Here is a 13,737-nt window from a genome sequence, read left to right on the forward strand (position 1 = left end):
AAAACCAAATACAGTTTTAAAGAAAAAACTTTTACTATGCAGGTGTAAGAGTTAATACTTATATTTTTTAAACATTGCTGGTATAAACTCTAATCATTTTACCAGCAATGTTTTCCCAAGTGTATTTCTCTAAAACAAATTTATGGGCACGCTCACCCATCTGTTGAGCTAATTTAGGAGAGTTCAGGAAATCAAGAATTGCATTAGTAATTTCTGATACATCTTGTTGTACGACGTAAGCTAGCTGGTGTTGTTCAAGCATAGATGCAAGAGCAACACCAGGAGTGATTAAAACAGGAAGCCCTGCTGCTAAAGCTTCTAGAACTGCCACGCCAAAGTTTTCCGAATAAGATGTCAGCACAAATAAATCTGAGCCTTGAAGCAATAAATTTTTGTTCTCACCTTCTACGAATCCAGCAAAATGAGTGCGATTACTTAGTCCATAAGACATAAGCAACGATTTAATTTTGGATTCGTAATCGGGGCTACCACTGCCTGCCAAAATAAAAGTGAAGCGACGATCAGCTAGTTGGCTAAGAGACGGAATCAAGAAATCTAATCCTTTTTTTGGATGCAGGCGAGACAAAAACAAAATTATTGGTTCTTCGGCTGGAATGTTGAGGCTTTGTCGCAGTTTGTAACGGGCATCACCAATTTGCTTTGGGAAAGAAAGCCCGAGTGGTAATACAAAATTCAGCGCGCTCAACCCCAATTGAGAAACTTCCTGCTGTTCTTGTTCAGAGGTAAAATGAACAGCTTGACAGTGATTAATGTTCGCTTTTTCAATCAGCCTCAGATACATTTGCTTTTTACGGGTACTTTGTTGTAAAGACCACTCGCACAATAAACCATGTGGGCTAACAATATAAGGTAGATTTTGCAGGCGGGCGATTGCCATTGCAATTGTAGATGGATAAGAAAAAAGTGCGTGAATGTGTACAAGATCGTACTGGCACATATTTTGCCATAGCCATTGTGTTAACTGCCAAGAAAAGGCGTATTCCCTGACGGCTTTAGCAGTTGGTGAAAAGCGAGGAAAAAACCAAGTTGGTACTTTTTCATATTCAACGCACTTTTGTAGTGGCACATCAAGCAAGCCATCACCGTTGTCATTTGTAGTGGCAATTTCAGCATCAACATTCTTTGCTTGCAATGCCTGAACCATATCTAAAACAGCTTGGCTAGTGCCACCTCTTACCATAGAAACAGAGGGAATAACGTGAAGAATTCTCATGAATCAGATCCAATAGGTGAAATTTTCATGAGTTCAGTCAAGGTATGTTTAAATCGTACAAACCCAAAGGTATTGATTACCTTCTGGCGTAATGCTTCAGGATTATAAATCAAAGGATGAGGATATGTACCTTGCAAAATTTGGATGAGAACTTCAGCGATCTGGTTTACATCATCTGGATTAATTAATGCTCCTAGTTCACCGTTGCAAAGTGCGTCAATCGCGCCATCCTGGTTTCCTCCTAAAGTTGGTTTACCACAGGCTAAAGCTTCTAGATAAACAATGCCAAATCCTTCACCTTTGCTGGGCATCGCAAAGACATCGCATAAGTTATAGTGAGCAACAAGCTCTTCATCTGGAATAAAACCAGTGAGAGTCACACAATCTTGCAAGTTGAGACTTTGCACAAGTTGCTCAATTCGAGGACGATCATCGCCTTTGCCGACTATTAAATAGTGAATGTTAGGGATTTGTTGCCGAATTTCTGGCAATGCTCGAATTACTTGGTCATAACCTTTATAGCCATCACTACGAGATAGTCGAGCTACAGTTAAGATTATTGGCTGGTCTGAAGCTAAACCGTATCTTTCTAATAAGTATTTTGGTTTAGGAGCCATCTCAAATTGACTAGCATCAAAAGTTACAGGTAGGAGTGAAATTTGCTTAGGGTCAAGGTTTTGTTCCTTGAGTAGGCGATTACGTGTATAGTTACTAACTGAAATTATTTTTGCTGCTTTTAAAGCTTTCTGCTTAATTGGGTTTTTTACCTCCCAAGCATCTACACCATGAACCACAATCCAGTAGGGAGTATTTGTTAAACGATAAATTAGATAAGCTATGGGAGCAAAGTTAATGTGACCAGAAAAAATTAAATTTGGTCGTTCCAGTAATGCATCTATCAATAAACTTCCAGCAAAATGTATTGTTCGTAAATAATTAGCGGTGTTTCCATAAAATTTGATTAAAATATTTTCTCTATTCAGATTCTCTTCTTTATTCCCTTTATCAAGTTTGTTATAAACTTGAATTTTTAATTCGGGAAACTGCTCTATCAGTACTTGCAATACATCCTGTAGATAAACTTGTATTCCTCCTTTGAAATCAAATAAATTAGGGACCCATAAATGGAGTATTTTAATCTTCTGTTTCATATTCTTTAATTAAGTAAAATTTTTATTCACGGATTTTTCTCTCAAAATGCATATATATGTTTTTGTTGTCTTTAGGGAAATTATAGATATTGATTATAATATCTTTTACTTTCTAGACGAGGTAACAAAAATATAAAACCACTTAAAAACCAATAATAAACGTTAGCAACTGGATGAACAACAACCTGAGAAGGTAACAAAATTGCATGAATAAGAAAAGTAACCAATGCCAAGTCTTTAAGAAAATTACTCTTGAGATTTCGATAAATTGACCAAAGTGTAATTAAAAGAGCAATACGCATTGCATACCAAAGTATGGCACCAAATTGGCTTATTTCAACAGCAATACGATTAATTTCTTCTTCAACTTCTGGGGTAGGTAAACCTTCAGGTAATTTTAAAACTCTTTGTAAAGCTTTACCCCCTGATTGAGTTGAACCTGTACCGTATCCATCTAAAAAATATTTGCCAGGAACGGATTGAATAGAGATTGCCCTTCCTACGCGAACAAATATATCTGAGCTGCTTCCGGGATCATTTACACGAGTTGAAAACGCATCTATTGCTGGAGCAAACCATTGAATTAATAAAATAGTTGAGATAAATGCAGGTAGAATGAGTTTTTTGAGGAATTTGACAACAGTTTTCAGTGTGCTAAAGCTTTTGATACCAAAATAAACAACAAAAAGAACTAAAGCAAATAGAAAAACTCCACGAGCACCGGTCATGAAAAAATTAGAAATCATTAAGAATAGTTCAATGTAAATAATGATCTGCCATCGAACAGATTGTTTAACTGTGAAAAAAGGGAGCAGAAGACCAAACTTAACACTGAGATAGGTTGTATATATATTTGTAAAAGAAAAGACACTGGATATCCGAATACGTGCATTCTCCATTGTACCAAAGCCAACTACTTCAGATGCTTCCTCTCCCCCAGGGGCAATATTGATGAAGCTTGAAGCAGGACTAAAAAATTGAAAAATACCCAAGATACATACAGGAATTAAAACTAGAAGGTAATTACGTAAAAATCGATAAAGGTCTTCTTCCGTATCAAACAGGTATGGCACAATCCATATTAGAGGAACATTAAGCAAGTATCGACTTAAACCGAACAAACCAATTATTGGCGAACCTAAGTCAGGATTGAAAGATTGAAAAAGTAGCCATGTAGAGCAAAGGCCTATCAGTATATGAACAAGTGTTACCCAAAAATCATTGATTAATGGTTGTTTTTTATGAGATAAAAAAAAGTATTTAATATAAGCGATGATTAAAATAAAATCTTTAAATAAATATATTAAATTACTTGCTTGAGGTAAAAACCATTTTCGCAGAGCGCCATCAATAATTATTACCAATAAAACTGCTTTTATTAATTGTCGCCAATTTATATTAGTAATCACAACTACAAAGATTATAGCAAGGGGTAGAATAAAAATAATTTTATTCACTGAATTATTCCTTCCAGCACTTGGAGATATGTTTTAGCAACAGAAGCTGCTTTATGCTTCGCTAAATGGATTTCTCGATGTACTCGATACATATTTAGTTTACTATCGTTGAGCAGTAGTTCAGCTAAAACTTGGGTTAAAGCTTCTACATTTCCATTTGTAAATGTAAGCCCACATAAACCAATTGCATCTTTTAATCCACCCTGCTCTGAACCAACCACTACGCAGCCACAAGCAATTCCCTCTAAAGCAACAATCCCAAAAGGTTCTTGCCATAGAGATGGTACTATCATTATTTTATGAGCATTTAGTAGTCGAGCTAAAGCTTTGCCAAACTGAGTACCTACAAACTTCACCTGCTCAACAATGCCAAGGGTTTGTACTTGCTTTCTAAGATTAGATTCTTCTGGCCCTTGACCAATAATTGTTAAATTCGGTTCTAATCCTTGTTGTTTAAGTAGTTTCAGGGAATTGAGAAGTAAATCAACTCCTTTATCCGAAACTAAGCGACCAAGAAAAACTAATTCCTGATCGCGGTTAACTTCTGGCATCTCATAAAACACATCATCCTGGTAAGAATTAGGGATAACTTTAACAGGAACTGGCAGTTGAGCAGCGATCGCTTGACTGGGTGCGATGTTAGTAGCAGCAAAGCGAGTCACCCAATGCTTCAATGCTGCTTGCCAGGTTAGTTTAGAACCCGGATATTGATACCAAGTATGATGAGTAAGCACCAACGGCTTTTTAACTATTAAAAGAGGCCAGAGTGCTTTGAGACTCACACAAGCATGAAGGCAAAGATCACACCAACGGGTTAATTCTAGAAATTGAGTAATGGTAGGACACCGGATAACTTGAAATGGAAAAGAATCAGTTTTATTGTTTGGAGTGTGGGTTATTAACTTAACATCATGCCCTTGAGCGACAAACTCATGAGCCAAAGTAAACATTATTACTTCTATGCCACCTATTCTAGGTATAAAGACAGAAGAATATATTAAAATTTTCATAAGATTTAACTAAGTCAGTAAGTCATCATTGAAAGGTGGCAATACTTTCTTTAAGGCTGCATATATTCAAAAACTAAATATTTATTAATGTTGCATTAGAGACAACCAACCAATTTTTTCAAAGCGATTTTTAGCTCTTTTTTCGTCGAGAGTAGCCAGATAACTTGGCGGTTCCCAAGGATGGAAATGCACTGTATTAGGACGATAAAGTATAGGTTTCCAGAAACCTTTCCAAAGTCTGAAAATTGTATAACCGTGAGTTTCTAGAAAATCTGATACGGGGCTAGGATAGCCTTCATGCTCTTCAAAAACTATATCTCTTATTTTGTGGTCAATAATTAATTGAGATGCTCCCTGAATAACACTTAATTCATGACCTTCAACATCAATTTTCAGTACTCCAATTGTTTTATCTATTACTTCATCTAAACGTTTTATATTCACCTGATAAGTTTGTGGGTGCTTATCATTTAATTGCTCTTCAGATTTGACTTCGAGATATTCAACCAGCTTTGCTTCTCCTGAATTTTCAGGTACAGATAAAAGCCCATTTCCTGATTGATTAGATAGGGCTATTTGCTCTACTTTTATGTGATGAAATCCAAATTTTGACTGCCAATCATTAGTATTCGCTACTAATTCACTATAAATATCTGGATTTGGCTCAAAGCAGTATACTTTTCCTGTATTGCCAGTTTTAGCTGCCATGATATTGGTCATGTAGCCAATGTTTGCTCCTACATCAACTGCTGTTTCTCCAGCATCTAGTAATCTCCATAATGTTTCAGTCACAACCAAGTCGTAAAGTCCCATATGAAGTAATGAAAGATTGACTGGTTCGCTACCTACTGTAGAAACTTTTATACTACATCCCCAAGGCAGTTGAACCCAGTTATATTTTTCAACTTTCTCTTGGTCTTGTTTTAAGATGCGATTAAATGCTTGTATAGGTCTAAAAAAATATTCAGGTCGATTGAGATAGGGTGTTAAATTCATACTTGAGAAGTATTAAAAGTTTTCAGCAAAAAAGCTGGCAAAGTATTTAGCTTGGATGGTTAAATTATGGCTTTGATACCAGTTATAGGCATTATTAGCTATTACCTCCCCTAATGCCACACTCAATTGTTTAGTTTGGTTGTCTGCTAACCAGTAGTGCTTTTTTTCCTCCAGCCCATTGTCTTCTGGACTCCAGGCGTAAGAATTTATTCCTACTGGAATAACTCCATGAGAACAGTAGGCAGCAAAAATAGTTGAGCGCGTGAGGAAATCAAGCGGATAACTAAAAAAACCTACCCAGGAATCTTGAAGAATATTACTAATTTGTTGAGCAGGTTGTTTTCCTAACATAATTATGGGAATATCATCAACCTCAGAAATGGAAAGATTGATGGGAGAGCCGATATCGATAATTTCCTGGATGCCTAGTTCTTGACAAACACGTTTTAGAGCAGATATTGATTGCTCATAAACTTTTAATCGATTGCCAGACTGCCCAAAAACTACTAAGCGTGGTTTTCGCTCAATTAGCGGTAGTAGTTTATTTGGTTCACCAACACTAGAGAATACAGGTAAAATTGGAATTTGCAACTTTTTACGGGGAGATAGTTTACGTAAAACCCCAGCATAGCCGGGCTTGTTAGTAATAGTGCGATCGCTAAGATGTAAAATACGAGCGATAAGGTACTTCTGTAGTGGTTCTGTCCAAAACGCACTACTCCAAATCGGATAATGAGTAGCATGGACTTCATGGAACATTGTAACTAAAGTCGTTTTAACTACTCTCTGCTGCCATTGGTACAATCCATTAACTAACCAAACTGGACATCCCCGTTTAGCGTAACCGTAACCTACATAATGTAAAAGGACACAAGTAGAGGAAGAAGCAAGTTCTGACAGTACAGAATTTAAAGCTTGTGCAGAGTGTTTTGCAACTTTCTTGATAGGAAAATCTTCAATGATTACTTCTCCTGTCCAATTAGGATCAGCAACTACAAATAAGGTGGTGACGCCAAAGTCTTGACGAAGTTGCCTAGCCAGTGCTAATGCATAGTCACCTACTCCGTTTATGGCTGGAGGTAACTGGGGAACAATCTGTATAATCATTTAACCATATTTACGTATTAATGATTGAGGTTATTGCTATGACAAAAGTTGCTTAAACAATATTTGTAACTGTTGATTATGCCGTTGAGGAGTAAATTGTTTAGCAAAGTTAGCCGCTATCTGACCAAGCTCATGGCAGTATTCCCAATTATCTCTTAAAACCAAAAGTTTTTGAGCGATCGCTTCTGCATTCATTACAGGAACTCGCCACCTTTCATCTGGAACTGGTACCCCACAATTATCACTAACTATGATGGGTAACCCACAAGCCATTGCTTCCATAGCGACCCAACCAAATGTATCCACTAGGGAAGGTAAGACTAATACATCCGCCTGCCAATAGTGTTGACGTACTCCCACTTTTGTTGTGGGTGAAGCGTAAGTATAGGAGCCTTCATACTTGGCTAAAAAAGGTTTAATCTCTGGTGTGATAGAACCTAATAATGTTAATTCAACATCTGTTTTACACAAATCAATAGCTTGTAATAAGTAGGGAATGCCTTTGCGAAAGCCTATAGATCCAACAAATAGTACCCGTAGCGGTTTTGATTTACTAAGAGTAGGTATGGGTACAGGTTGAAAGAAGTCGGTATCTATCCAGTAGGGAATAGAAATCATTCTTTCTTCAGGAAAACCTGCTGCTAGAAAAGTTCTTTTCTGGAACTCTGAAAGCATGAGTAAGATATCTGCCATACTGAACTCTAAACCCTTGGTTTCAGCAATCTGGGGATTGTCGAAAGGCTCAGGGCGTTGTATTTGCAGATCATCAGCCGAAGCATTGAGAATACTAGTCAGAAAATCAGGATGTACCTGTGGACAGTCGAGAATAGTAGTTATACCCTTTTGACGGGCTACTTCCAAAGAGTACCGAGCACAAGTTTCTCCTCCAACAAAAATTTTGCTATCGAGACTTTTTAGTTGTTTAGCTACCCACCGATCAAACCAATCATTCACTTCTGCCCGAGCCATATCTGTTCGAGATGTTTTTGGCAGGAGATAAAATTTTAATAATGGCCAAGGAAATTCTTGGACATTTTTTGGCTCTAATTCTGGCCGTCGCATATTAATTAAGCGATCAGAGCCAACTATCGTTGATAGCAGGTTGCCCCACTTTCCAGGGGCATCAATTAAGGAACAAAAAAATTTATCTAGAGAATCCATATCCTGAGCCGCTAGGGCAACTTGATAGATGCGATGGACTCCACTATAAGCAATACTAATTCCAGACATAAACTTTAATCTTAAGTGTGAACGCTTACGGTATGGAGTGCTTTGAGTAAAGCTGTATAGTTTTCAGTAAAACTCCAGTTCTGAATCATTGCTAAACTGCGTTCTCCCATTTGTCTGGCATTATCTGGATTGTTAAGAGTACGCTTTAGAAATTCTGCTAATTCTGTTACTGAGCCAACTGGAAAAATATAGCCATTCTCACCATCTTTGACGAGATCAACTGCCGCACCTACTTGATCGCTAGCGATTACTGGTTTAGCAGCATTCATGACTTCATTGACAACTAAACCCCAAGGTTCAAAACTAGACGGTAAAACAAATACGTCACACAGATTGTAAAATGCAGGTAATTCAGACTGATTGCGAAAACCTAAAAAGCGAATAGATTGCCAATTTGTTGCTTTTGCAGCCGATTCTAGCTGTGATCGCAAAGCGCCATCACCCACAAAAAGTAAATAAGGTTCTGGTTCTTGCACACCGTCTGAAGATAGTAAGCGGTAAGCTTCTAGCAAATCTTGGGGACGTTTGGCATCAGCCAATCTGGCTGCGTAGAGTATAATAGGTCTGCCTGGTGTTAGGTTGAGTGATCGTCGCAATTGTTCTCGATTAGCCTGAGCTAAAGTTGCTTGGTTTTGGAAGTAATCGTTATCTACTGCATAAGGCATCCAAAATAATTTATTTTGATTAATCCCGTAGCTTTGATAAAATTTATAATTTAATGTTCCTATACATAAAAATCCAGATATTTTTTGAAATAGGATTTTGAGAAAAACATCTTTAAAAAATTTCTTGACTGGATTGTTTGGTTCCTGTAAGCCGTTAGATTCTCCTCGCATAAATACAGGAATCCCTAAAGACTGAGCTGCTGAGATAGCCTGCAAACCACAAATCTGTGACCATCCATGCACCCAAACAGCATCAAATTTTCCTAGTTTTAGCTGTTGTAAGATATCAGTAGCGATCGCCTGCCGTAACATTCCTGTTGGCTGCTTAGAACCCCAACATTTCAGAAATTGATAATCATATCCTTCTGTCAGTGGTACATCCCACTGAATGTATTGCCCAAAGCCTGAGTCTTGATAAGCTTTTAATGAAAAATCACTATAGAAAAATACTTTTAATTCAATATCTGTTTTTGCTGCTATTAAACATAACAAAGGCGCTTGATATTGAATTGGATGAGATACAAAATAAGCTAATTTATAAGACATTTTAACTACTGAATTACTTATGCTTAACATGAAAATAAAACAACGATGCTATTGTGAATTTTTGTTCGTAGAATTAATGGAGTATTATTGGTAAATCGTTCGCAACCATCAATCCAATTACTGGGTAAGAAATTAAACAAAGTTCGCAACTTTAAATAACCATTTGTTAATGGATTATTGAAAAATATGGATTCTAAAATAGATAAATTAGCTTGTTGAGCTAGTAATTCAATTTCATATAGATGCAATAAAAAGATATGACCATCAGAATTAGGTTGAAATTGTACACTCTCAAATTGAGTTGGATCGGAACATTCAGAAAATTTGGGTAAACGGTTCTGGAAATATTCACCATTAGGTGTACTCATAATTATGTAACCACCAGGTTTAACCATCTGAGAAATTTTCTTTAAAAATTCATCAGGATGGGCAACGTGTTCAATAACTTCAGCAATTAAAATAACATCGAATTCCGAATCAAAACCTAGTGATAAAATGTTCCCTGGTGTATAATTTATTGTCCCGTATTCCCATTTTAGTTTGACATAATCAATTAAATCTTCACGAAGATCATTCCATGTAACTTCATAACCTAATTCTGCTAACATCAAACTAAAATTTCCCTGCCCAGCAGCTACATCCAAAACTTTTGCTCCAGGTTTTGCAACTTTTTGTATTAACTCTAAGATATGTCTACGACGATTAGCATATGCATAAGCATATCCTTTAGAACTGGCATCTTCTCCATAAATTTCTAGCAAATCATAGGGATAGCTATATTTCCAACTTTCAGGCCAACTATGTTCAAGAGTAACTTTTTTCATAATTTTTTGAATCTGTACCAGTATGATTTTAATTATTATTTAATATAGATTTTATATAATTCTCTGCTATTTTTTCCCATGAGAATGTATTGTAATAATTGTCCATACACATAGATTTTATGGGTTCATCAAATAGTTGTTGTAATGGAGGTGGAAAAAATTTTAGCATATCCTTAGAAAATAGTTGTAAATCAATGACTCCACCTGCTGGTTTTGCAAAAACAGGCATTCCAGACTCTAGCATTTCATTTAATACAAGTCCCCAACCTTCAACTCTACTAGTAAATAATCCAATATCATGGTTGGCAAGTATAGAATAAAGTTGGCTCCTTTCAAAGGATGGCAGGATTTTTACTCTACCTGATTGAATTAATCCAACTGGAAAATCTTTCTCAACCGAAGTAACGCATCCAGCAATTGTAAAAATGTCTTGAGGGTATAATGCTGCTCTTTTAACTATAAAATCAACAAGTTCCTTAATTCCTTTATGGGCTATCCAACGCCCTATCCAAAGAAATCGAGTTCCTTCTTTCTGATTCTTTTTTCGATTTAAACGGACTTTGGCTAGTTCTATTTGATCAGCTTTTGAAAGCGCATGATTATAAGACATCATCTTATTTCTCCACCAAGGAAAACATTTATTCATCCATTGAAGTTCCAAGCTACCGAGACAAAAAATATATTTTGCTCTTCTCCATCCTTGGAGTAGTAACAATATATTTACCGTTGCAAATAAATAATTAAATGGCAGAAGTACTGTATCTTTTAATCCTTTGTTTTTTATATTATTTAAATTAGATGCTATGTATAAAATATCAGGTTGAACACTTCGAGCTACCACCAATCCTGATTTGCTAACTTGCTTTGTAATAAATGCAGCATAACAATCAATTACATCAAAGGGTGTTTGATTACTCAAGAAACTATCCAATTTTGACCGCATTAATTGAAGACTTTGAAGACCTTGCCACCATCTTGTCATGTTAGGCATGGGGTGAGGAGACCATAAAGTAACTTCGTGTCCTTGTTCACGCAATGCTTCTGCTAGATTGATTGCCACTTGACCAGCACCAAATTCAGCAGACAGAGGAGAGTGTGTAGCTATCAGTATACGCAGCGATCGCATGACAAATTTACCTTATACAAAAATTGGCAGTTAATTATTTAGGAATTTTATAAATATCTAAATGTTTTTGAACAACCGTTGACCAACTCAAAGGTTCTACCCATTCACGACAACTGGCTTGAAATTCTGTGTATTCTACTGGAGACAAGTTAATCATTTGACTAAGAGCAGCAGCGATCGCCTCTTTTGAATTCTGCTTGACAACAAAACCTGTATATCCATTATCTACAAACTCATGCATTGCTCCTGCATCTGTACAGATGGCTGGAGTTCCACAAGCTTGAGATTCCAGCAAAGTAAAACCCATTAATTCCGGAACAGGGCTGTAGTTACCATAACAGTCTGTGTGAACTGAAGGTAAAACTGTTACCAGCGCAGTGCGATATTCATGCAGCAATTTTCGATCATCTGCATCATGAACAAACTCTACTGGCAAACCTTCTGCTAGTTGCTTGATATACTGGTAAAACTCCTCGTTGTAAACTCTGCCAACAATTTTGAGCTTGTAATCTAGGCGATTTAATTTATGGAAACCCTCAATTAAATAATTGATGCCTTTATGAGGCAAAATCCTACCAACATATAAAATCTTTTTTTCTTTAACCAAGGAGGTATCGGGGCAAAACTTAATTGTATCAATGCCTCCTTTAATTAAAACTGCTTTTTTTTGGAGAACAGGAGGAAGTAAGTTAACAGCAAATTCAGATTGTGCGATCGCATTTCTATAACTATTGAATACTGGTAGTTTTTGGTTCAAAACCAGGCTTCCTCCTCCACCGTGATCAGTAACAAAAACTAGTTTACCTAGCAAAAAAGCTGCTAAACAAGCTATATCAGAAACTAGGGTATAAATATAGTGTATATGTACTATATCTGCATTTATAATAGAATTTAAATATTGAAAGCTAAGAGGATTTGCTTTGTTTCCATGAATTAAATATTTAACAGGATAAATCTCTATTTTGAGATTACCTTGGCGATAAGATTTACGTACTGAAGAAAAACTGACAAGAGTCGTATCTAAAAATTTTGACATCCATAATGATAATTCTGTTGGATAGCGTTCGCCACCACCTATAACTGATGAATTGTCAAAAAAAGTCGGTGTTAAGTGAACTATTTTCATTTAAATCTTAGCTTTACTAATATGTATTAAAATTCAAATTTATGCTGAATAAAATGTTATGTTAACCTCTCAAGAGTTTGGAATTATTTTTTGGAAAGTCTGGAAAATTTATTTAATACCTCCTTAAGAATGGATTCTTTAGGCTTTTGATATAATTTAATATGTAAATAATCATACTCGTATATTCTTAGAATTTTACGTAAAAAACTTTTTATCTTTTCTTTAAAAATCAAAAATCTTAAGTAATCATAGTTTTTGAAAGGATCTGTATTCATTATTTGAAAATCTTTGGAAAATTTATTAATCAGTTCATAATATAAGTATCGCATTTCTGGAGTAATTTTTTTACCATTGTTAAATGAATTAAAGACATAAGGATATTTTTTATACTCTTCGTAACCACATTGTAATAATAATTTCTTATAGTTATTTCCTATTTCTTCCCAAATGCTAGTATTTTTTTCAGTAGGTAAATATCTAGAAGCAATGGAAGGCTGAGAAATATTCCATCCAGTAAAATGGATAAATAGTACAGGTTTATCATTAATAAAATAATTATTATCTTTTTTGTAGATTGGATGCGAAATTAAACTCCAATATCCTACATTAGCTCCTGGATGAACTAATAATGTGACTTCCTTGAATAAACTAGGAGCAAGGTTTAACCATAGTTGATCTACAAAAAGCAAATTTATTTCTCCTTCGCCTCTTCTTTGGAAGGCGTACTGGTTAAGCCTTTGATTGAACCATTCTATGAACTTTCCAGCTTCATCAGTTCTTCTAATTCCAAGAAAACCTGCATTGTAAACACCAGATCCTAAAAGTCTTACTTCTAGTACCTCATAATTAGGATGATTAATAGGAGCTACTAAGTGCGGGTTTAATAGAATGGAAGTGGTTTCAAGTTGTTGAAATATCTCTTCAAGAGAGCTATAAATTAATATATCTGAGTCTAAAAATAACCATAAATCTGCAAGTTTCTTCTCATAAATGAATTGATGAAGTATACCTCTTAATGCACAACATAACTCAAAGGGCGTGTAGTAAAAACACATTCTTTTGACAGTTGGCTGGTCAGGTAAGTCTTCGAGTTTAATTAACTCGAAAGGTTCTTGAGCAGGATCGAAGTATTCATCTACTCTGTCGGCTAACAAAACATATAATTTGATATCAGGGTTATGTTTAGTTAATGAAGTTGCTAAGGCACGAGCATAAGCTAAGTAATTTTTTGTAATAATAGTACAAGCTATTTTTTCATTCATATT

Annotated in this window: 12 protein-coding genes; all 12 read right to left on the bottom strand. The window is 35.7% G+C overall.

Annotated elements, in window-relative coordinates; translation table 11 throughout:
- Window positions 1–67 precede the first annotated feature (67 nt).
- Entirely contained in the window at window positions 68–1,234 is a 1,167-nt protein-coding gene (locus ACM0OS_RS07980) for a glycosyltransferase (RefSeq protein ID WP_414542634.1), read from the bottom strand.
- Window positions 1,231–2,385 carry a glycosyltransferase gene (locus ACM0OS_RS07985; protein WP_414542635.1) on the bottom strand — a complete coding sequence of 385 codons (1,155 nt, stop codon included), beginning with the start codon at window positions 2,383–2,385 and terminating at the stop codon, window positions 1,231–1,233. Before ACM0OS_RS07985 ends, ACM0OS_RS07980 begins: the two co-directional genes overlap by 4 nt.
- An 80-nt stretch (window positions 2,386–2,465) precedes the next feature.
- On the bottom strand, window positions 2,466–3,842 hold the full coding sequence (locus ACM0OS_RS07990; protein WP_414542636.1) for a hypothetical protein: 1,377 nt from the start codon (window positions 3,840–3,842) through the stop codon (window positions 2,466–2,468).
- Entirely contained in the window at window positions 3,839–4,852 is a 1,014-nt protein-coding gene (locus ACM0OS_RS07995) for a glycosyltransferase family 4 protein (RefSeq protein WP_414542637.1), read from the bottom strand. The genes ACM0OS_RS07990 and ACM0OS_RS07995 overlap by 4 nt, the downstream gene beginning before the upstream one ends.
- Before the next feature lie 84 nt (window positions 4,853–4,936).
- Window positions 4,937–5,848 (bottom strand): FkbM family methyltransferase, encoded by a 912-nt coding sequence (locus ACM0OS_RS08000; protein WP_414542638.1) that lies wholly within the window; start codon window positions 5,846–5,848, stop codon window positions 4,937–4,939.
- A gap of 12 nt (window positions 5,849–5,860) precedes the next feature.
- Complete coding sequence (locus tag ACM0OS_RS08005) at window positions 5,861–6,955, bottom strand: glycosyltransferase family 1 protein (RefSeq protein ID WP_414542639.1); 1,095 nt, start codon at window positions 6,953–6,955, stop codon at window positions 5,861–5,863.
- Window positions 6,956–6,991: 36 nt separating this feature from the next.
- Window positions 6,992–8,185 carry a glycosyltransferase family 4 protein gene (locus tag ACM0OS_RS08010; protein ID WP_414542640.1) on the bottom strand — a complete coding sequence of 398 codons (1,194 nt, stop codon included), beginning with the start codon at window positions 8,183–8,185 and terminating at the stop codon, window positions 6,992–6,994.
- A gap of 11 nt (window positions 8,186–8,196) precedes the next feature.
- Entirely contained in the window at window positions 8,197–9,396 is a 1,200-nt protein-coding gene (locus ACM0OS_RS08015; RefSeq protein WP_414542641.1) for a glycosyltransferase family 4 protein, read from the bottom strand.
- Window positions 9,397–9,419: 23 nt separating this feature from the next.
- A complete protein-coding gene (locus ACM0OS_RS08020) occupies window positions 9,420–10,220 on the bottom strand; it encodes a class I SAM-dependent methyltransferase (protein ID WP_414542642.1) in 801 nt (266 codons plus the stop codon).
- Window positions 10,221–10,248: 28 nt separating this feature from the next.
- Complete coding sequence (locus tag ACM0OS_RS08025) at window positions 10,249–11,280, bottom strand: glycosyltransferase family 4 protein (protein ID WP_414542643.1); 1,032 nt, start codon at window positions 11,278–11,280, stop codon at window positions 10,249–10,251.
- 100 nt (window positions 11,281–11,380) lie between these two features.
- Window positions 11,381–12,472 carry a glycosyltransferase family 4 protein gene (locus tag ACM0OS_RS08030; protein WP_414542644.1) on the bottom strand — a complete coding sequence of 364 codons (1,092 nt, stop codon included), beginning with the start codon at window positions 12,470–12,472 and terminating at the stop codon, window positions 11,381–11,383.
- A gap of 83 nt (window positions 12,473–12,555) precedes the next feature.
- Window positions 12,556–13,734, bottom strand: coding sequence for a hypothetical protein (locus ACM0OS_RS08035; RefSeq protein ID WP_414542645.1), 1,179 nt, complete (start codon window positions 13,732–13,734; stop codon window positions 12,556–12,558).
- Window positions 13,735–13,737 lie beyond the last annotated feature (3 nt).

Source organism: Nostoc sp. CCY0012, assembly GCF_963920855.1.
Classification (GTDB): Bacteria; Cyanobacteriota; Cyanobacteriia; order Cyanobacteriales; family Nostocaceae; genus Cyanocohniella.

What these genes read in the sequence shown, in the direction of transcription:
- ACM0OS_RS07985 (WP_414542635.1), bottom strand. Translation starts at nt 2,385, where the DNA reads ATGAAACAGAAGATTAAAATACTCCATTTATGGGTCCCTAATTTATTT.
- ACM0OS_RS08035 (WP_414542645.1), bottom strand. Translation starts at nt 13,734, where the DNA reads ATGAATGAAAAAATAGCTTGTACTATTATTACAAAAAATTACTTAGCT.
- ACM0OS_RS08015 (WP_414542641.1), bottom strand. Translation starts at nt 9,396, where the DNA reads ATGTCTTATAAATTAGCTTATTTTGTATCTCATCCAATTCAATATCAA.
- ACM0OS_RS07995 (WP_414542637.1), bottom strand. Translation starts at nt 4,852, where the DNA reads ATGAAAATTTTAATATATTCTTCTGTCTTTATACCTAGAATAGGTGGC.
- ACM0OS_RS08030 (WP_414542644.1), bottom strand. Translation starts at nt 12,472, where the DNA reads ATGAAAATAGTTCACTTAACACCGACTTTTTTTGACAATTCATCAGTT.
- ACM0OS_RS07980 (WP_414542634.1), bottom strand. Translation starts at nt 1,234, where the DNA reads ATGAGAATTCTTCACGTTATTCCCTCTGTTTCTATGGTAAGAGGTGGC.
- ACM0OS_RS08005 (WP_414542639.1), bottom strand. Translation starts at nt 6,955, where the DNA reads ATGATTATACAGATTGTTCCCCAGTTACCTCCAGCCATAAACGGAGTA.
- ACM0OS_RS08020 (WP_414542642.1), bottom strand. Translation starts at nt 10,220, where the DNA reads ATGAAAAAAGTTACTCTTGAACATAGTTGGCCTGAAAGTTGGAAATAT.
- ACM0OS_RS08000 (WP_414542638.1), bottom strand. Translation starts at nt 5,848, where the DNA reads ATGAATTTAACACCCTATCTCAATCGACCTGAATATTTTTTTAGACCT.
- ACM0OS_RS08010 (WP_414542640.1), bottom strand. Translation starts at nt 8,185, where the DNA reads ATGTCTGGAATTAGTATTGCTTATAGTGGAGTCCATCGCATCTATCAA.